Source organism: Streptomyces kronopolitis, from assembly GCF_050953795.1.
Lineage (GTDB): Bacteria > Actinomycetota > Actinomycetes > Streptomycetales > Streptomycetaceae > Streptomyces > Streptomyces kronopolitis_A.
In genome coordinates this window covers 2,404,739-2,424,574 of sequence record NZ_CP191850.1, presented here as the reverse complement: position 1 = coordinate 2,424,574, position 19,836 = coordinate 2,404,739, and the positions used below count along the sequence as shown (strand labels likewise).

The 19,836-nt window shown below is 73.4% G+C and carries 13 protein-coding genes; 8 read left to right on the top strand and 5 right to left on the bottom strand.

Features of this window, described 5'->3' with window-relative positions:
- The first annotated feature begins 96 nt into the window (after window positions 1–96).
- From ACQP17_RS10580 to ACQP17_RS10565, 4 genes are all read left to right on the top strand, one after another.
- The gene (locus ACQP17_RS10580) at window positions 97–1,716 is read left to right on the top strand and encodes an MFS transporter (protein ID WP_433856029.1); all 1,620 of its coding nucleotides are present in this window, start codon (window positions 97–99) and stop codon (window positions 1,714–1,716) included.
- A complete protein-coding gene (locus tag ACQP17_RS10575; RefSeq protein ID WP_364882731.1) occupies window positions 1,713–2,387 on the top strand; it encodes a TetR/AcrR family transcriptional regulator in 675 nt (224 codons plus the stop codon). Before ACQP17_RS10580 ends, ACQP17_RS10575 begins: the two co-directional genes overlap by 4 nt.
- 277 nt (window positions 2,388–2,664) lie before the next feature.
- Window positions 2,665–3,669 (top strand): endonuclease/exonuclease/phosphatase family protein, encoded by a 1,005-nt coding sequence (locus ACQP17_RS10570; protein WP_433859880.1) that lies wholly within the window; start codon window positions 2,665–2,667, stop codon window positions 3,667–3,669.
- A gap of 238 nt (window positions 3,670–3,907) precedes the next feature.
- Entirely contained in the window at window positions 3,908–5,143 is a 1,236-nt protein-coding gene (locus ACQP17_RS10565) for an MFS transporter (RefSeq protein WP_433856028.1), read from the top strand.
- A 39-nt stretch (window positions 5,144–5,182) separates the two neighbouring features.
- Here the strand turns inward: ACQP17_RS10565 and ACQP17_RS10560 are convergent, their stop codons facing one another.
- On the bottom strand, window positions 5,183–6,937 hold the full coding sequence (locus ACQP17_RS10560; RefSeq protein WP_433856027.1) for an NAD+ synthase: 1,755 nt from the start codon (window positions 6,935–6,937) through the stop codon (window positions 5,183–5,185).
- Window positions 6,938–7,059: 122 nt separating this feature from the next.
- Window positions 7,060–8,661 carry a multicopper oxidase family protein gene (locus ACQP17_RS10555; protein ID WP_433856026.1) on the bottom strand — a complete coding sequence of 534 codons (1,602 nt, stop codon included), beginning with the start codon at window positions 8,659–8,661 and terminating at the stop codon, window positions 7,060–7,062.
- Window positions 8,662–9,098: 437 nt separating this feature from the next.
- Between ACQP17_RS10555 and ACQP17_RS10550 the strand changes: the two genes are divergently transcribed.
- From ACQP17_RS10550 to ACQP17_RS10535, 4 genes are all read left to right on the top strand, one after another.
- Window positions 9,099–9,929 (top strand): DUF998 domain-containing protein, encoded by an 831-nt coding sequence (locus ACQP17_RS10550; RefSeq protein ID WP_433856025.1) that lies wholly within the window; start codon window positions 9,099–9,101, stop codon window positions 9,927–9,929.
- Entirely contained in the window at window positions 9,926–10,828 is a 903-nt protein-coding gene (locus ACQP17_RS10545; RefSeq protein WP_433856024.1) for an alpha/beta fold hydrolase, read from the top strand. Before ACQP17_RS10550 ends, ACQP17_RS10545 begins: the two co-directional genes overlap by 4 nt.
- Before the next feature lie 337 nt (window positions 10,829–11,165).
- Entirely contained in the window at window positions 11,166–12,527 is a 1,362-nt protein-coding gene (gene glnA / locus ACQP17_RS10540) for a type I glutamate--ammonia ligase (protein WP_189102998.1), read from the top strand.
- A 26-nt stretch (window positions 12,528–12,553) separates the two neighbouring features.
- The gene (locus ACQP17_RS10535; protein ID WP_433856023.1) at window positions 12,554–15,580 is read left to right on the top strand and encodes a bifunctional [glutamine synthetase] adenylyltransferase/[glutamine synthetase]-adenylyl-L-tyrosine phosphorylase; all 3,027 of its coding nucleotides are present in this window, start codon (window positions 12,554–12,556) and stop codon (window positions 15,578–15,580) included.
- A 462-nt stretch (window positions 15,581–16,042) separates the two neighbouring features.
- On the opposite strand, the gene ACQP17_RS10530 is transcribed toward ACQP17_RS10535, so the two are convergent.
- The 3 genes from ACQP17_RS10530 to ACQP17_RS10520 form a co-directional block, all read right to left on the bottom strand.
- Window positions 16,043–16,882: a phosphatase PAP2 family protein gene (locus tag ACQP17_RS10530; protein WP_433856022.1), complete on the bottom strand. Its 840-nt coding sequence runs from the start codon at window positions 16,880–16,882 to the stop codon at window positions 16,043–16,045.
- A gap of 117 nt (window positions 16,883–16,999) precedes the next feature.
- Window positions 17,000–18,049 (bottom strand): LacI family DNA-binding transcriptional regulator, encoded by a 1,050-nt coding sequence (locus ACQP17_RS10525; RefSeq protein WP_433856021.1) that lies wholly within the window; start codon window positions 18,047–18,049, stop codon window positions 17,000–17,002.
- Between the two features lie 24 nt (window positions 18,050–18,073).
- Window positions 18,074–19,732 carry a glycoside hydrolase family 13 protein gene (locus ACQP17_RS10520; protein ID WP_433856020.1) on the bottom strand — a complete coding sequence of 553 codons (1,659 nt, stop codon included), beginning with the start codon at window positions 19,730–19,732 and terminating at the stop codon, window positions 18,074–18,076.
- Window positions 19,733–19,836: the final 104 nt, after the last annotated feature.

The following is a 19,836-nucleotide window of genomic DNA, read 5'->3' as shown; positions in this document are numbered from 1 at the left end:
GGCCCGGCCCCGTGCGCTCACCCGGGTGGCCGTACCCGCCCGCGATTCCTTCCGATACGGAACGGGGCCGTATCGGTGACTGCATAGAGTGACCGGATGGTCACCTCACCCCCCGCCCCGGGCACACCCCCCGACCGCCGGATCCCGGACCGTATCCACCGCCGCCGCTGGGCGATCCTGTCCCTCCTCATGCTCAGCCTGCTGATCGTGGTGCTGGACAACTCGATCCTCAACGTCGCCATGAAGACGATCGCCACCCCCGCGCCGGTCGGGCTGGGCGCCACCCAGAGTGAGCTGGAGTGGGCGATCAACTCCTACACCCTGGTCTTCGCCGGGCTGCTGTTCACCGCGGGGCTGCTGGGCGACCGGCTGGGCCGCAAGAAGATGCTGCTCTTCGGGCTGGCCGTGTTCGGTGCCGGGTCGGTGCTCGCCGGGGTGTCCGGCTCGCCCGCGGAGCTGATCACCTTCCGTGCGCTGATGGGGGTGGGCGGCGCCTTCGTGATGCCCTCCAACCTCGCCATCCTGATGAACGTCTTCGAGCGGGAGGAGCAGCCGAAGGCGATCGGCATCTGGGCCGGCGGGGTGGGCGTGGCCATCGCGGTCGGCCCGATCGCCGGGGGGCTGCTGCTCGACCACTTCTGGTGGGGCTCGGTCTTCATGATCAACGCGCCGATCGTGGTGCTCTCGCTCGTCGCGATGGTGATCCTGGTGCCCGACTCCCGCGACCCCCGACCCGGCCGGCTGGACCCGGCCGGGGTGCTGCTGTCCGTCATCGGGCTGGTGCTGCTGGTCTACGGGATCATCAAGGGCGGCCAGCTCGCCGACTTCACCGAGGCCCGGGTGGTCGGCCCGATCGCCGGCGGGGTGCTGGTGCTGGCCGTCTTCGTGGTGCACCAGAAGCGCAGCGACCATCCGTCGATCGACATGGGCTACTTCCGTATCCCCGCCTTCTCCGCCGCGATCACCGCCATCGCGCTGGTCTTCTTCGCGCTCACCGGCGTGACCTTCTTCATCGTCTTCTACGTCCAGAGCGTGCGCGGCTACTCCCCGCTGGAGGCCGGGCTGCTGATCCTGCCGCTGGCCGCGGCCCAGCTGATCTTCGCGCCACGGGCCCGGCTCGCGGTGGACCACTACGGGGCCCGGGCGGTGTGCACCTTCAGCATGTTCGTGGTGGCGACCACCATGGTGGGCCTGCTGCTGCTGGACACCGCCACCCCGCTGTGGCTCATGGAGGCGCTGTTCTTCATCCAGGGCTCCGCCATGGCGCACATCATGCCGCCGGCCACCGTCGCGGTCATGCAGTCGCTGCCGCGCGAGAAGGCCGGCTCCGGCTCGGCGCTCAACAACGTCTTCCGGCAGGTCGGCGGCACCCTCGGTGTCGCGGTCCTCGGCTCGCTGCTGTCCACCAGCTACCGCGACCGCATCCAGGGCACGCTCGACGCGCTGCCCGGACTGCCGGCCGCCGCCCGGCACGCGGCCGGCGAGTCCATCGAGGCGACCCTCTCCCTCGCGGCCCGGCTGGGCCCGGCCGGGCGGCCGCTGACCACCGCCGCCGACGACGCCTTCGTCCACGCCATGCACATCACCGCGCTCGGTTCGGCGGTCGTGGCCATGATCGGCACGGTGGTGGCCGCGGCCTTCCTGCCAGGCAAAATGGTTCCGGCGCCGCAGCCGGCGGAGCCGCAGGAAGAGCGGAAGGCGGGCGTGCGGCGATGAACCGGGCGGCGGGGGTATCCGAGGTCGCGGCGGACGGGGGGCGGCCGGCGGCGGTGGTCCCCGGGCGCCGCGGCCGGCCGCGCAGCGCGGCGGCCGACTCCGCCATCATCGAGGCCGTGCTCAGCCTGATCGAGGACGGCGTCTCCATAGCTGAGCTGTCCATGGAACGCATCGCGCGCGAGGCGGGGGTGGGCAAGGCCACCGTCTACCGCCGCTGGCCCGGCAAGAACGCCCTGATGCTCGACGTCATGCGCTCGCTGGACGTCCCGAGCCCGCCGGCCGCCGGCCTCTCGGTCCGCGACGACCTGGTCTCGCTGCTGGAGTTCCTGCGCCACCGCGGACTCGCCAAGCGGGGCTCGGCCCTGCTGCGCACCGTCGTCAGCCATGTCCGGGCCCAGCCCGAGCTGTGGGCGGAGTACCACGCCACGGTCATCCGGGCCCGTCACGAGGCGCTGCTGGGGGTGCTGCGGCGCGGGGTGGCGAACGGCGAGATCCGCGCGGACCACGACCTGGACACCCTCGCCGACCTCTTCGTGGGCCCGATGCTGGCCCGCGCCCTCCTCCACGAGCGCACGGACCTGCCCGAGGGACTCCCGGCGGACCTCGTCGACCTCGTCCTGGAGGGCGTCCGGCCCGGCGTGCGGCCCGCGGCGGCGACGGCGGCGGGCTGAACTCGACGGCGTCCCGGCAGGGTTGGGCCGCCGGGATCCCGCCCGCCGGACCGCGGCCCCCGGTGGCGGCCGGTTGCCCACCCCCGCGTACCGTATGACCGGAGCATGCCTGTTCTGTCACAGCCCTTGTCACACGTCCCGAGGCCGGAACCCCACCCCGGCAGCGCGCCGTCCTCACTTCTAAGAAAGCACATTACGGGCCATCGCCTAGGGTCGTAGATCACAGGTGAGGCGCACCGAGCACGGCAGTGAGGGCAGCTACATGGCGCAGGCATACATGACGGAACCGGGGCAGGGGCACACCCCCGGGCAGGCCGGTTCCCGGGCCGAACGCCTGCGGAACTGGTGGCGTCCCGAGGGCACCTGGCGGCGCGGCATCGTGCTCGCGGTGCTCGCCGTCCTGCTCGGTCTGCTGATGATCCTGCACGCCCGCATCCCCAACACCGTGGGAAACCTGGGCAGTCTGCTGGAGACCTTCCTGCCGTGGGTGGGGCTGGGGATCCCGGTGCTGCTCCTCGCCGCGGTGCTGCGCCGCTCGGCCACCGCGCTGGTCGCCCTGCTGCTGCCGGTCTTCGTGTGGGTCCACCTCTTCGGCGGCCAGGTCACCGACAAGGCCGGTGAGGGCGGCAACCTCACCGTCGTCACCCACAACGTCAGCGCCGACAACCCCGACCCGGCGGGCACGGCCCAGGACCTGGTGAAGTCCGGCGCCGATGTGGTGGCCCTGGAGGAGCTGTCCGGGGACGCGATGTCGACCTACCGCCAGGGGCTGGCGAAGGCGTATCCGTACCACACCATCGAGGGCACGGTCGGGCTGTGGAGCAAGCGCCCGCTGACCGACACCCGGCCGGTGGACACCAAGATGGGGTGGAACCGCGCGCTGCGGGCCACCGTCACCGCCGCCGACGGCCAGCAGATCGCCGTCTACGTCGCCCATCTGCCGTCGGTACGGGTCAACCCCCAAAAGGGCTTCACCGCCAACCCGCGCGACACCAGCGCCCAGGCGCTCGGTGAGGCGATCGCCGCGGACCCGGTGAAGAAGGCCGTGCTGCTCGCCGACCTCAACGGCACCATGAACGACCGCTCGCTGGCCCCGCTCACCTCCCAGATGCGCTCCGCGCAGGGCGCGGCGGGCGACGGCTTCGGCTTCAGCTTCCCGGCGTCGTTCCCGATGACCCGGATCGACCAGATCATGATGAAGGGGATCTCCCCGGTCAAGGCATGGGTGATGCCGGCCACCGGCAGCGACCACCTGCCGGTCGCGGCCTCGGTGAAGATCTGACGGACGGGCCACGGGCGGCGCCGGCGGACGGGCGAGGGGCGCACGGCCGACGGGCCGGTGCGCCGCGGCGACGGCGGGCCGAAACGGGCCCGTCACGCCCCGTTTTCCGGCCGGAATACCGCACCTGAGAGACTTTGTTCCGCAAACGTACTTACAGGGCGCCGGCGGCCCGCCGTCCAGAGCGCCCGCGGTCCCCTCTCCGCGCGCCCGCCCGCACGCACACCCCGGAAGGTTTTTCATGCCCTTGGCTCTGCTCGCGCTCGCGATCTCGGCCTTCGGTATCGGCACCACCGAATTCGTGATGATGGGCCTGCTGCCCGAGGTCGCGAAGGACCTGGGCACCTCGGTGCCCACCGCCGGCCACCTCGTCTCCGCCTACGCCCTCGGCGTCGTCCTCGGCGCCCCGCTCCTGACCGTCCTGGGCGCGCGCGTTCCGCGCCGGCGGATGCTGGTGGCGCTGATGGCGGTCTTCACGGTCGGCAACCTCGCCTCGGCCCTGGCGCCCACCTTCGGCCTGCTGATCGCCGGGCGGCTGCTGGCCGGTCTGCCGCACGGGGCGTTCTTCGGCGTCGGCGCGGTGGTCGCCGCCCGGCTGGTGCGCGAGGGCCGGCAGGCCCGCGCGGTCGCCACCATGTTCCTCGGCCTGACCGTCGCCAACATCGTCGGCGTGCCCGCCGCGACCCTCCTGGGCCAGCAGTTCGGCTGGCGCGCCACCTTCCTCGTCGTCGCCGCCATCGGTCTGGTCGCGATGGCCGCCCTGGTCCGGCTGCTCCCGCCGCTGCCGGCCGGCGCACGCACCGGCCCGATCAGCGAACTGCGCGCGCTGGGCCACCGCCAGGTGCTGCTCGGCCTGCTCACCACCGTCTTCGGCTTCGCCGGGGTCTTCGCCGTCTACAGCTATCTCGCGTCGATGCTGACCGAGGTCACCGGCTTCGCGGCGGGCTCGGTCCCGGTGGTGCTCGCCCTCTTCGGCATCGGGATGACCCTCGGCGCCCTGGCCGCGGGTCCGCTCACCGACCGGGCCCTGCGCCCCACCCTCTATGTCTCGCTGGCCGCGCTGGCCCTGACCCTGACGGCCTTTCACTTCACCGCGCACCTGAAGGGGGCGGCGCTGGTGACCGTCGTCCTCATCGGCGCCGTCGGCTTCCTGACCACCACGCCGCTGCAGATGCTGGTCATGCAGAAGGCCCAGCAGGCCCCGACCCTGGCCGCGGCATCCAACCAGTCCGCCTTCAACCTCGCCAACGCCGGCGGCGCCTGGGTGGGCGGCCTGGCCCTGTCGGCCGGCTGGGGCTGGACCTCTCCGCCCCTGGTCGGCGCGGTCCTGGCCGCCCTCGGTCTGGCCGTCGCCCTGCTGGCCGGCTTCCTGGACCGCGGCGCGCACGACACCTCGCGCGTCGTGGCCCGCGGCGACGCGGCGGACGCGGAGCGGCCCGCCGGCTCGCCGCTGCCGGCCGGGGGCCGCCGGGGCTGAGGCCCGTACGGCGGCGACCGGCCGGGACCCGGCCGGCGGTCAGTCGCCCTCGCGCCAGTGGTTGGTGATCGGCAGCCGGCGGTCCTTGCCGAAGCCCTTCGAGGAGATCTTGGGGCCGGGCGGGTACTGGCGGCGCTTGTACTCGGCCCGGTCGACCATCCGCAGCACCCGCGTCACCAGCGCGGCGTCGAAGCCCCGGCCGACGATCTCCTCGCGGCCCCGGTCGCGGTCGACGTACAGCTCCAGGATGCGGTCCAGGACGTCGTAGTCGGGGAGCGAGTCGGTGTCGACCTGGCCGGGGCGGAGTTCGGCGCTCGGGGGCTTGGTGAGGGTGTGCTCCGGGATCGGCGGGGTGTGGCCGCCGTCGGCGGCGGCCCGGTTGCGCCAGCGGGCCAGCTGGTAGACGACGGACTTGTAGACGTCCTTGAGGGGGCCGTAGCCGCCGACCGAATCGCCGTAGAGGGTCGAATAGCCGCACGCCAGCTCGGACTTGTTGCCGGGGGCCAGGACCAGATGCCCCTCCTGGTTGGAGAGCGCCATCAGGGTGGTGCCCCGCAGCCGCGACTGGAGGTTCTCCTCGGCCAGCCCGGTCAGCGGCAGCGCCTGCATATAGGCGTCGAACATCGGGCCGATCGGCACCGTGCGGAAGGACAGGCCCGTACGGTGCGCGAGGTCGGCGGCGTCGGTCAGGGAGTGCTCCGAGGAGTAGCGCGAGGGCATCGCCACCGCGTGGACCTGTTCCGCCCCCAGCGCGTCGCAGGCCAGGGTGGCCACCAGCGCCGAGTCGATGCCGCCGGAGAGGCCGAGCACCACACTGCGGAACCCGTTCTTGGTGACGTAGGCGCGCAGCCCGACGACCAGCGCGCCGTAGATCTCCTCGAGGTCCGTGAGGCGTTCGGCCTCACCCGGGGCGGCCCGGGGCGCGTGGTGCGGCAGCGGGTCCGGGGTGAGGAGGCGGTGGTCGACGCGCAGCCCGTCGTCCAGGACGCCCGAGGGCGGCACGGGGGCCGCGGCCGGCAGCTCCAGGTCGACCAGCACACAGCTCTCCGCGAACTGCGGGGCGCGGGCGAGCACCGTGCCGTCCTTGTCGACGACGAGCGAGTCACCGTCGAAGACCAGCTCGTCCTGTCCGCCCGTCATCGCCAGATAGGCGGTGGTGCAGCCGGCCTCCCGGGCCCGTCTGCGCACCAGCTCCAGCCGGGTGTCGTCCTTGTCCCGCTCGTAGGGCGAGGCGTTGACGGACAGCAGCAGCCCGGCGCCGGCGCTGCGGGTGGCCGGCACCCGGCCGCCGTCCTGCCACAGGTCCTCGCAGATGGCGAGCGCCACATCGACCCCGTGCACCCGGATGACGGGCAGGGTGTCGCCGGGGACGAAGTAGCGGAACTCGTCGAAGACCCCGTAGTTGGGAAGGTGGTGCTTGGCGAAGGTGAGGGCGACCTGGCCGCGGTACAGCACGGCGGCGGCGTTCTGCGGGGCGCCCGCGGGCCTGCCGTGGCGCGGCTCGTCGCGGTCCTCGCGGTCGAGGTAGCCGACGAGCACCGGGACGTCTCCCAGGCCCTGCGCGGCCAGCCGGCCGGCCAGCGCGCGCAGCGCCGCGCGGCTCGCCTCGACGAACGAGGAGCGCAGCGCGAGGTCCTCGACGGGGTAGCCGGTCAGCGCCATCTCGGGGAACGCGACGAGGTGGGCGCCCCGGCCGGCGGCGTGCCGGGTCCAGCGCAGGATCGTCTCGGCGTTCCCGGCGAGATCGCCGACACACGCATCGATCTGATTGAGGGCGAGGCGAAGGTGAGGCACCCCGCCAGTGTAATCGTCTTTCTGACGCAATGGGGGGTCGGAGCGGCCCTCGGCGGTGTCGCGAGGGGCCGGCCGGGTGCCTTGCGGGCCGGCCGCCCCCGCTTCCCGCCGCGCGTGCGCCGCTACTTCTTCCGGTAGCCGACGACCGTCATCATCCCGGACTCCGAGTGGTAGATGTTGTGGCAGTGGACCATCCACAGCCCGGGGTTGTCGGCGTCGAAGTCGACGTTCACGGACCGGCCCGGCAGCAGCGCCAGGGTGTCCTTGCGGGGGCCGTCGTCGGGCAGCGCGAAGGTGTGGCCGTGCAGATGCATCGGGTGCCACATCTTGGTGTGGTTGCGGAAGCGGATGCGCACCCGCTCACCCGCCTCGACGGGATACCGCTGGGACGGCGTGTACGGCCTCTGGTTGATCGCCCAGTTCCACCGTCCCATGGACCCGGTGGCGGTCATCACCAGCGTGCGGTCCGGGTCGCCCGGGGAGAGCCGTACCGACTCCGCGGCCCGCAGCCGCTGCGCGGTCAGCACCCGCCCGCGCAGTTCCCTGGGCCGGGTGGACCCGTCGGGCGCCTCGCCGCCGCCGGTGCGCAGCACGGCCAGCGCGGAGCGTCCCTTGCCCTCGGCGAGCGCGGTGAGCGGGAAGGCCCCGTCCCCGGCCGTGACCAGGACGTCGTAGCGCTCGGCCATGCCGATCAGCAGCACGTCGGTGTCGGTGTGCTCGACCGGCCAGCCGTCGGTGTGGGTCACGGTCATCCGGTGGCCGCCGAGCGAGACGCGGTAGGCGGTGTCGCTGCCCGCGTTGATGAAGCGGATCCGGATCCGGTCGCCGGGACGGGCCCGGAAGACCTCCGGGTCCTTGGTGCTCCGGCCGTTGACGAGGTGGAACGGGTGGTCCACGTCGCCCGCGTCGCCGCCGAGCAGCCTGCTCCGCGCGCCCATCAGCATCCGTGACGGTCCGTCCGAGGGGCGCGCGGTCCGCTTGCCCCCGCCGCCCGTCTCCGCGCCGCCATGGCTCATGCCGTGGCGGAGCCGGCCCCCGCTCACCTCGTACAGCACCGCGTCCGGGGTGCTGCCGTCGACCCCGTCGACCCAGTCGTCGATCATGACGATCCACTCCCTGTCGTACGCGAGCGCCTCCCGGGGATCGTCGACGATCAGCGGCGCGTACAGCCCGCGGTCCAGCTGGGTGCCCGAGTGCGGATGCACCCAGTGGGTGCCGGGCTCGGTGATCGCGAAGTGGTAATCGAAGGCGGAGCCGGGCGCCAGGGAGCGCTGGGTCACGTCGGGGACGCCGTCCATGTCGTTGCGCACCGCCAGCCCGTGCCAGTGCAGGGTCGTGGGCTGCGGCAGATGGTTGACGAGGCTCAGGGCGAGCCGGTCGCCCGCGGTCACCCGGATCACCCTGCCGGGCAGCCGGTCGCCGTACGCCCAGGTCCGGACGGTGTGGCCGCCCAGGTCGAGTTCGGTCTCGCCGGCCGTCAGCGAGATGCTGCGCAGTGGGCCCGCGCCCCGCTTGCGCTCGGCCTCGGCGACCTCCGGACCGTCGGGGGAGACGTAGCCGGGCGGGGTGTCGCCGCCGGGCCCGTGCGTGAGGTCCATGCCGTTCTTGTCGTGCGTGCCGGTACGGACGCAGCCGGACGCGCGGGTGACACCGGCGGGCAGCAGTCCGCTGCCGGCGACGGCGATACCCGCGCCGAGCACGGCGCGGCGGGAGTGCGTACGCATGGGGAGCACCTCGTGGGGGTCTCGGTGGTGCGGTCGGGGCGGAGGTGAGGGGCGCCGCCGCCGGCCGTGGCGGGTGACGGCGGCCGGGCGCGTTCCTGCGTGCGCGCCACCGGCGGCCGGGCGCGGAGGGCCGTGCACGGGAGCGGCCCGCCGCGCCACGCGGCGGCCTTGCCCTGTTCGCACATCGCGTCCCTCTCGACGGAACGACATCCGGCGGCAGCCGGGGAGGCCCATCCTGGGGACCCTACCCCCTAGGGGTATGGCCTTCCCGGCAGGAGCCGCCGATCGGGGGACCACCGCCCGGCCCGGCCGCCGGATGCGGTCGTCCGCGCCGGTCTCGCCGCCGCGCTGTCCCTCGGCTGCCTATTGTTGACTTTCCTTCGCCTTTCGCGTGCCTGCCCGCCCGTGCGTCGGCCCGGGTCCACCCGATCACCTGGATGTCCGTGACCCCGACCCGTCCGTCCGCCGCCGCCCGGCGCCGGGCCGCCGCCGTCCTGCTGCTGCTCGGCGCGCTCACCTACACCGCGTGGGTGCTGGAGCTGGTGGTCGCCACCGGACTCGACCCCGTACAGGCCTACGTCAGTGAGCTGGCCGCAGCCGACCAGCCGCTCGGCGGGCTGTTCCGGGCCACCGATCTGGTCGCCGGGCTGCTGGTACTGGCCGGTGCGCTGACGGCTTTGTCGGCGGTGTCGGCGGTGCCGGCGGGGGAGCGCCGGGCGTGGACGACGGCCGGATGGGCCGCGCTGGCGCTGTTCGGCGCCGCCACCGCCGCGGACTCCCGGCTGCCGCTGAGCTGCGCGCCGACCAGCGACCCGGTCTGCGCCGCCCGGGAGACCGCGGGTCTGGTGCCGGCCACGCACACCGCACACGCCGTCAGCAGCTCCCTCGCCATGGCCGGCGCCCTCGCCGCGCTGATCCTGCTGACCGTCGCCGCCCGGCGGCACGGAGGACCCGCGCCGCTGCGCCGCTTCGGCCCGCCGCTGGTGCTGGCCGAACTCGCCGCCACGCTCTGGACGCTGGCCGCCGTCGCCGCCTTCGGCGCGGGCCGCGGCACCTGGGCGCTGGGCGCGGGACAGCGGCTGCAGGTCCTCCTCGTCGCCTGCTACGTGGCCCTGCTCGCCCGCTGCCTGGCACGGGCCCCGCAGCGGCCGGAAGACGCACGAGATCGGGAGCGACAAGGCCCACCGGAGGGGGAATCACCAGGGCAACGACATCGGGAACGCTCCCGCGCACACCACGGGCGACGACCACGACGAGGAGACCGATGAGCCGAGCGACGAGACCCCTTCCCCTCCCCGTCCCCGGCCGGTTCCTGCGGGTCGGCGGGGTGCCGCTGCATGTGCTGACCGAGGGCCGCGGGCCGGTCTGTGTCCTCAGCGGCGGCCTCGGCATGGCCTGGTACGACTGGGACGCCGTCGCCGCACTGCTCGCCCCGCACCGCACCGTCGTCCGCTACGACCGGCCCGGGCTGGGCCTCAGCGCCCCGGCCGCGGGGCCGCCCACCCTCGCCGGCGAGGCCGACCGGATCGCCCACCTCCTCGACGCGCTCGGCCACTTCGGCCCGGCCACCGTCGTCGGCCACTCGCTCGCCGGCTTCCACGCCGAGGCGTTCGCCCGCCTGCACCCGGCGCGCTGTGCCGGGATCGTGCTGGCCGACGGCAGCATCGAGGACGCCGCCGCGCCCCGGCTGCCGCGCGCCGCCCGGACCGCCGTGGCGGGCACCGTGGCCGCCGCGCTGTCCGCCGCCGGGCTGCCGCGCGCCCTGGGCCCGGCCGTCCGCCGGCTGATCGGCCGTGCCTCGACGGTCGGCAGCCATCCGCCGCACCCGTGGGAGCACACCTACCGCACCAGCCGGGTCCTGCGGGCCTGCGTCCTGGAGAACGCGACCTACGCCTACCAGGCCGCGGAACTCGCCGCACTGCGCTCGGCCCGCCCGCTGCCGCCGGTCCCGGTCACCGTCCTCGCGGCGTACGACGGCAGCGAGACGCCGCGGCAACTGCGCTGGCTGGAGCGGCAGCGGGGGCTCGCCGCCGAGCTGGGCGGCCGGTTCGCGCTCGCCGCGCCCGCGGGGCATCTGGTGATGGCCGACGCGCCGGGTTCGGTGGCACGGGCGGTGCTGGACCTGTCGGGGACGGGGCGCGGCGCGGCGGTGCCGGAGCTGCCGTAGCCGCGGCGGCCGGGCGGGGCGGGACCGCCCGGCCGTGAACGCCTCGTACCCGCCCGGACCCGCGGTGTGAATGCCGCGGAACGGAGCCGTCAACGCCGGGTCAACGCGCCCCCGGCGCGGCCCCAAGACTGCGCCAAGCCCCCCGATTGCCGCCGCCCGCAGCGCTGAGCCCGCTCGCTGCGGGAAGGATGGGCCGTGAGGGGTTACGGGACGCCGGTTCTGGTCCGGGCCAAGGGTGCGTAATGTGACGGTAACCCCCTCACGTGATACTGGTGTGCCGAACCACGTTGCCCGACGTGGCTCGACAGGCCGATTGACCTGCAAGGATTGGTGACCCATGGACAAGCAGCAGGAGTTTGTGCTCCGGACGCTGGAGGAGCGCGACATCCGCTTCGTACGGCTGTGGTTCACCGATGTCCTCGGGTTCCTGAAGTCCGTGGCCGTGGCGCCCGCGGAGCTGGAGCAGGCCTTCGACGAGGGCATCGGCTTCGACGGCTCGGCCATCGAAGGATTCGCCCGGGTGTACGAATCCGACATGATCGCCAAGCCGGACCCCGGCACCTTCCAGATCCTGCCCTGGCGCGCCGAGGCCCCCGGCACCGCCCGGATGTTCTGCGACATCCTGATGCCGGACGGCTCTCCCTCCTACGCCGACCCGCGCTACGTCCTCAAGCGCATCCTGGCCAAGACCTCCGACCTCGGGTTCACCTTCTACACCCACCCCGAGATCGAGTTCTTCCTGCTCAAGGACAAGCCCGTGGACGGCCGGCGGCCCACCCCCGGCGACTCCTCCGGCTACTTCGACCACACCCCGCAGAACGTCGGCATGGACTTCCGCCGGCAGGCGATCACCATGCTGGAGTCGATGGGCATCTCGGTGGAGTTCAGCCACCACGAGGGCGCCCCCGGCCAGCAGGAGATCGACCTGCGCTACGCCGACGCCCTCTCGACGGCCGACAACATCATGACGTTCCGGCTGGTCATGAAGCAGGTCGCACTGGAGCAGGGGGTGCAGGCCACGTTCATGCCCAAGCCGTTCTCGGAGTACCCCGGCTCCGGGATGCACACCCACCTCTCGCTCTTCGAGGGCGACCGCAACGCCTTCCACGAGTCCGGCTCGGAGTACCAACTCTCCAAGGTGGGACGCTCGTTCATCGCCGGCCTGCTCCGGCACGCGGGCGAGATCTCTGCCGTCACCAACCAGTGGGTCAACTCCTACAAGCGCATCTGGGGCGGCGCCAACCGCACCGCGGGCGCCGGCGGCGAGGCCCCCTCCTACATCTGCTGGGGCCACAACAACCGCTCCGCGCTGATCCGCGTGCCGATGTACAAGCCCGGCAAGATGGGCTCGACCCGGGTCGAGGTCCGCTCCATCGACTCCGGCGCCAACCCCTACCTCACGTACGCGGTGCTGCTCGCCGCCGGCCTCAAGGGCATCGAGGAGGGCTACGAACTGCCGGCCGGCGCCGACGACGACGTCTGGGCGCTGTCCGACTCCGAGCGCCGCGCGATGGGCATCGAGCCGCTGCCGCAGAACCTCGGCGAGGCCATCGAGCTGATGGAGCGCAGCGAACTGGTCGCCGAGACCCTCGGTGAGCACGTCTTCGACTTCTTCCTGCGCAACAAGAAGCAGGAGTGGGAGGAGTACCGCTCGGAGGTCACCGCCTTCGAGCTGCGCAAGATGCTGCCCGTGCTCTGAGCCACCGCGCCACCGAGAGGCTGACCATGGCACTTCCCGCTCCGCAGGGACGGCGGAGCAGCACCTTCACCCGGCTGCTGAGGCACGGTTTCACCGACCCCTCGGCGGCCGGGGAGCTGCTGCACACCCCCGAACTCGCCGCCGTCAGCGACGACTCGGTGCTGCTGGAGGCGCTCGGCGCCACCGCCGACCCGGACCTCGCGCTGCGCGGCCTGGCCCGGCTGGTGGAGGCACAGGGCGAGGCGGACGACCGGCAGACGCTGCTGAGCACGGTCGTCGCGGCGAAACCGCTGCGCGACCGGCTGCTGGGGGTGCTCGGTGCCTCCGAGGCGCTCGCCGACCACCTCGTCCGCCATCCGCAGGACTGGCAGTCGCTGGTCACCTACGAGTCGGTCGACCTGCACCCCACCACCCCCGAGTTCGAGCTGGCCCTCGCCGAGGGCATCTGGGGCGAACAGGGCGCCACCCGGCCGCGCGCGGACGCCCTGCGCACCGCCTACCGCCGCGCCCTGCTGGGGATCGCCGCCCGCGACGTGTGCGGCACCACCGACGTCGCCGAGGCCGCCGCCGAACTCGCCGACCTGGCCACCGCCACGATCCGGGCCGCCCTGGAGATCAGCTACGAGGAGGCGCCCGGCGACGCCGCGGTCTCCCGGCTGGCCGTCATCGGCATGGGCAAATGCGGCGGCCGGGAGCTGAACTACGTCTCCGACGTCGACGTCATCTTCGTGGCCGAGGCCAAGGAAGGCGTCGACGAGGCCGAGGCGCTCCAGGCCGCGACCCGGCTCGCGGCCCGCATGATGCGGCTGTGCTCGGACAACACCGCCGAGGGCACCATCTGGCCGGTGGACGCCAATCTGCGCCCCGAGGGCCGCAACGGGCCGCTGGTGCGCACCCTCAGCAGCCACCTCGCCTACTACCAGCGCTGGGCCAAGACCTGGGAGTTCCAGGCGCTGCTCAAGGCCCGCCCGATGGCCGGCGACCTCCAACTGGGCCAGGAGTACCTCGACGCGCTGTCCCCGATGGTGTGGGAGGTCGCCGAGCGGGAGAACTTCGTCGCCGACGTGCGCCAGATGCGCCGCCGGGTCGTCGAGAACATCCCCGCGGCCCAGGTCGAACGGGAACTCAAACTCGGCCCCGGCGGCCTGCGCGACGTCGAATTCGCCGTCCAGCTGCTCCAGTTGGTGCACGGCCGCAGCGATGCCACCCTGCGCAGCGCCACCACCCTCGACGCCCTCGCGGCGCTGGCGGCCGGCGGCTACGTCGGACGCCAGGACGCCGCGGCCCTGGACGCCGCCTACCGCTTCCTGCGCACCCTGGAGCACCGCATCCAGCTCTTCCGGATGCGCCGTACCCACCTGATGCCCGAGGACGAGGGCGAACTGCGGCGCCTGGCCCGCTCGCTGGGCCTGCGCACCGAGCCCGTCGACACCCTCCGCAAGGAGTGGAGGTGGCACGCCCGGGAAGTGCGCCGGCTGCACGAGAAGCTCTTCTACCGTCCGCTGCTCGACGCCGTCGCCACCCTGGAGACCGGCGAGACCCGGCTGTCCGCCCGGGCCGCCGGCCACCGCCTCGAAGCACTCGGCTACGCCGACCCGGTCGCGGCGCTGCGGCACCTGGAGGCACTGGCCTCCGGCGTCACCCGCAAGGCCGCCATCCAGCGCACCCTGCTGCCGGTGCTGCTGTCGTGGTTCGCCGACTCCGCCGACCCCGACGCCGGACTCCTCAACTTCCGCAAGGTCTCCGACGCCCTCGGCAAGACGCCCTGGTACCTGCGGCTGCTGCGCGACGAGGGAGCCGCCGCCGAGAACCTCGCCCGGGTGCTGTCCGCCGGCCGGCTCGCCCCCGACCTGCTGCTGCGCGCCCCCGAGGCGGTGGCCCTGCTCGGTGCCACCGACGGGCTGAAGGCCCGCAGCCGTGCCGCGCTGGAGCAGGAGGTGCTGGCCGCGGTCGGCCGCGCGGACGGCGCCGAGGCGGCCGTCGCCGCGGCCCGCGGGGTGCGCCGCCGCGAGCTGTTCCGTACCGCGGCGGCGGATGTGATCGGCGCCTACGGCACGGAGTACAGCCCGGCCCACACCGACCACGGACGCTCCGTCGACGAGGTCGGCACGGCGGTCTCCGACCTCAACGCCGCGACCCTGGCCGGCGCCCTGCGGGCGGCGGTCCGCGCCCAGTGGGGCGACACCCTGCCCACCCGCTTCACGGTGATCGGCATGGGCCGGTTCGGCGGCCGGGAGCTGAGCTACGGCTCGGACGCCGACGTCCTCTTCGTCCACGAACCCCGCGAGGGCGCCGACGAGCAGGAGGCCGCCAAGGCCGCCCAGGCCGTCGCCAACGAGATGCGCCGGCTGCTCGAACTCCCCTCCTCCGACCCGCCGTTGCCCATCGACGCCGACCTGCGCCCCGAGGGCAGGTCCGGCCCCCTGGTGCGCACGCTCGCCTCCTACGCCGCCTACTACCGGCGCTGGTCGCTGGTGTGGGAGTCACAGGCCCTGCTGCGCGCCGAGCCGGTCGCCGGCGACGCCGACCTCGGGCAGCGGTTCATCGAGCTGATCGACCCGCTGCGCTACCCCGCCGAGGGACTGGGCGACGAGGCGGTCCGCGAGATCCGCAAGCTCAAGGCCCGCATGGAGGCCGAACGGCTGCCCCGCGGCGCGGACCCCACCACCCACGCCAAGCTCGGCCGCGGCGGACTGAGCGACGTCGAGTGGACGGTGCAACTCCTGCAGATGCAACACGGCTGGGAGATCCCCGGCCTGCGCACCACCCGCACCCGCGAGGCGCTGGCGGCCGCCCATGCCGCCGGCCTGATCGCCACCGAGGACGCCGAAACCCTCGACGAGGCGTGGGTCCTGGCGGCCCGGGTCCGCAACGCGGTCATGCTGGTCCGCGCCCGCCCCGGCGACACGTTCCCCGTGGACGGCCGCGAGCTGTCCGCCGTGGCCCGCTACCTCGGCTACGAGGAGGGCCACGTCGGCGAACTCCTCGACGACTACCGCCGTGTTACGCGCCGTGCCCGCGGGGTGGTGGAGGAGATTTTCTACGGGTCCTAGCGGGTGGCTTGGCTTCCCACGTTTTTGTCTTTCCCGCCGTGGTGGTTTCTCGCCGTTGCGCCGGCGGCGGGCGGGGTCCGCTGCGCGGGGCTGTCGGGTGCGGTGTCGGTCCTCCGGGGCCTGGTGTGTGGACTGCTTCGCTTTACGTCCACACACCAGGCCCCTCCGGCCCGCCCCCTCCCGTTGGGGGAGGGAAAGAAGGCCGGTGGGGGTGAACGTGGCCGGTCCAGCGCGCCGTACCGGTCGCACAGAAACGGGCCTCGATGGCCCGCCCCCACCCACCGAAACTTCTCCCCCAACGGGAGGGGACGGGCCGGAGGGGGTGGGTGTTCGGACGTAAAGCGAAGCAGTCCGAACACCCACCCCCGGAGGTCCGTCACCGCACCCGACACCCACCGCCCGCCGCAGGCGCAACGGCGACAAACCCCCACGGCGGGAAAGCCGACAACGTGGGAAGAAAGGTCAAGCGCAACGGACCGGGACAGCCGACAGGCGATGGGGAAGCCCCTTGTACCAAACCGTCGCCACCCCGAAGCCGAAGGCCAGGCACAGAACGCCGCCCACCGCGTCCAGCCAGAAGTGGTTGGCGGTGGAGACGATGACCAGGAGGGTGAGGGCGGGGTAGCACAGGCCGAGGATCCTGGCCCACAGGGGCTTGGCCAGGAGGGCGATGGTGAGGCCGCACCACAGTGACCAGCCGATGTGCATCGACGGCATCGCGGCGTACTGGTTGGACATCGAGGCGAGGTTGCCGGACGCCATCGAGCCCCACGTCCCGTGCACGATGAGGGTGTCGACGAAGCCGCCGTCCGTCATCAGCCGGGGTGGCGCCAGGGGGAAGAAGTAGTAGCCGAGCAAGGCGACGCCGGTGGTGGCGAACAGCGCCAGGCGCGCCGCGGCATAGCGGCCGGGGTGCCAGCGGTAGAGCCAGATCAGCACCCCGATGGTCACGATGAAGTGCAGTGTCGCGTAGTAGTAGTTCATCGACACGATCAGCCACGTCACGGAGTCGACCGCGTGGTTGACGGTGCGCTCGACGGCGATGCCCAGGCTGTGCTCCGCCTGCCAGATCCAGTCGGCGTTCCGCAGCGCCTTGGCCTTCTGCTCCGGTACGGCGTTGCGGATCAGCGAATACGTCCAGTAGCTGACCGCGATCAGCAGGACCTCGAACCAGAGCCGGGGCGTGCGAGGGGACCTCAGCCGGGCCAACCGGCCCTCGCCCGCCGGGCGGTCCGCGTCGTCCCCGGTGGGTGTCGGGGTGGTCGGCAGGCCGTCCAGAGTCCTCGTATTCGCATCACCCATAGGCAGACAGTCTGCCAGAAAGGGACGTCCCGTCGATCATCCTTCGGTCGGGTATTCGAAGCCGCATATCGGTCTTGAGGGGGACGACGAACCCCGCCGATCTCGGGGGTGCGACCGTCAGCGGGCCCGTGCCGGCTTGGGGATCCGGGTCGTTTTCGGGGCGGAGGCGGTCGAGCCGCGGACCACCAGCTCGGGGTGGAAGACGAACTCGCTGTGCGGGGCCGGGGTGCCGCCGACCTCCTCCAGCAGCGCACGCACCGCCGCCTGCCCCATGGCCGTGACCGGCTGCCGGATCGTGGTCAGCGGCGGGTCGGTGAAGGCGATCAGGGGGGAGTCGTCGAAGCCGACCACGGAGACGTCCCGCGGGACGTCCAGCCCGCGCTGCCGGGCGGCGCGGATCGCGCCGAGCGCCATCATGTCGCTGGCGCAGACGATGGCCGTCGCGCCCTGCTCGATCAGCGCGCCCGCCGCGGCCTGCCCGCCCTCCAGGGTGTAGAGGGAGTGCTGGATGAACGGCTCCGCCTCGGCCGGGCCGGTCTGCAGCCGCTCCTGCATGCTGCGGACGAAGCCCTCGATCTTGCGCTGCACGGGCACGAACCGCTTGGGCCCGAGCGCCAGCCCGATCCGCCGGTGGCCCAGCGCCCCGAGGTGGGTGACCGCCAGATCCACCGCGGCCCGGTCGTCGGGGGAGACGAACGGGGCCTGCACCTTGTCGGAGAAGCCGTTGATGAGGACGAACGGCACGCCCTGGCCGCGCAGCTGCTCGTAGCGCTGCATGTCGGCGGAGGTGTCGGCGTGCAGGCCGGAGACGAAGATGATGCCGGCCACCCCGCGGTCGACCAGCATCTCGGTCAGCTCGTCCTCCGTGGAGCCGCCCGGCGTCTGGGTCGCGAGGACCGGCGTATAGCCCTGGCGGGTCAGGGCCTGCCCGATGACCTGCGCGAAGGCCGGGAAGATCGGGTTGTCCAGCTCCGGGGTGATCAGTCCGACCAGCCCGGCGCTGCGTTGGCGCAGCCGCACCGGGCGTTCGTAGCCCAGGACGTCGAGGGCGGCGAGCACGGACTGGCGGGTGGTGGCGGAGACGCCGGGCTTCCCGTTGAGAACCCGGCTGACGGTGGCCTCGCTGACACCCGCCTGTGCTGCGATATCGGCAAGCCGGGCGGTCATGGGTGGGACTGTACCGTTCTGCTGTCAGATTGCCCACCAGGTGCAGCTGTCACCGGGCAGCACCGCGCCGGCGCCGCCCACGGTCACCGGGGCGCTGGCCAGCAGCACGGCGCCGGGCGCCGGGAGGGTCAGCGGGCGGTCCAGGGTGTTGACGGTGCACAGCACGCCGGGGCGGCGGAAGGCGAGCACCCCCTCGGGCGCGGACTCCCAGCTCATCGGCCCGTCGCCCAGGCCCGGCAGCCGGCGCCGCAGGGCCAGTGCTGTGCGGTAGAGCTCCAGGGTGGAGCCGGGGTCGCCGGTCTGGACGGCCACGGTCAGGGCGCGCCAGTCGGCGGGCTGCGGCAGCCAGCTGCCGCCGGGCCCGAAGCCGTACGGCGGCCGCTCGCCGGACCAGGGGAGGGGGACCCGGCAGCCGTCGCGGAAGCCCTCCTGGCCGCTGGTGTCCCCGCCGCCGTCGGCGGCCGCGGGACCGGCGGCCGCGCCCGGGCGGCGGCCGCGGAAGAACGCCGGGTCCTGGCGGACCTCGTCGGGCAGGTCGGTGACCTCGGGCAGGCCCAGCTCCTCGCCCTGGTAGAGGTAGGCGGAGCCGGGCAGGGCCAGCATCAGCAGGGTGGCGGCGCGGGCCCGGTCCAGGCCGCCGCCGAGGCGGGTGGTGTGGCGGACCACGTCGTGGTTGGACAGCACCCAGGTGGTGGGGGCGCCGACCGAGGCGGTGGCGGCGAGCGAGGCGTCGATGACCGTGCGCAGCGCCCCGGCCTGCCAGGGGGCGTTGAGGAACTGGAAGTTGAAGGCCTGGTGGAGCTCGTCGGGGCGGACGTAGAGGGCGAGGCGTTCGGGGGTGGGCGCCCATGCCTCGGCGACGCCGATCACCGGGGTGCCGTGCGCCTCGGTGTAGCCGTCCAGCAGCCGGCGCCAGGTGCGGTGGATGGCGTGCACCCCGTCCTGGTCGAAGAACGGCAGGACCTGGGTGCCGATCAGCTGGGCCTGCCGGCCGTGGCCGATGTCCGGCAGACCGGGCGCCTTGATCATGCCGTGCGCGACATCCACCCGGAAGCCGTCCACCCCCAGGTCGAGCCAGAAGCGCAGGATGGCCTCGAACTCGGCGGGCACCTCGGGATCGTCCCAGTTGAGATCGGGCTGCTCGGGGGCGAACAGATGCAGGTACCAGTCGCCGCGCCCGGTGCGGGTCCAGGCGGGGCCGCCGAAGACGGACTCCCAGTCGTTGGGCGGGAGTTCGCCGTCGGGGCCCCGGCCGGGACGGAAGACGTAGCGCTGCCGGGCGAGTTCGGGGTCGAGGAACCACGGGTGCCGGTCGGAGGTGTGGTTCGGCACGATGTCGACGATCACCCGCAGGTCCAGCTCATGGGCGCGGCGCAGCAGTGCGGCGGCGTCGTCGAGGGTGCCGAAGAGCGGGTCGACGGCGCGGTAGTCGGCGACGTCGTAGCCGCCGTCGGCCTGTGGCGAGGCGTAGAACGGGGTGAGCCAGACGGCGTCGACCCCCAGCTCCTTCAGGTACGGCAGCCGCTCACGGGCCCCGCGCAGATCGCCGATGCCGTCGCCGTCGCTGTCGGCGAAGGAGCGGACGTAGACCTGGTAGATCACGGCGTCGCGCCACCACCGGGGATCACGGCCGGCCGAGGGGGCGCGGGGGGCGGGGCTGGGGGAAGTGAGCTCCTGGGTCATCTGCCGTCCCTGTCGGATCAAGAGGCGTGCATGCCGTCACGCAATCAACGCACGGGCGGGCGCGGGGTGACGGTGCCGAGGGCGTCCGGGGGGTCCCGTTCCAG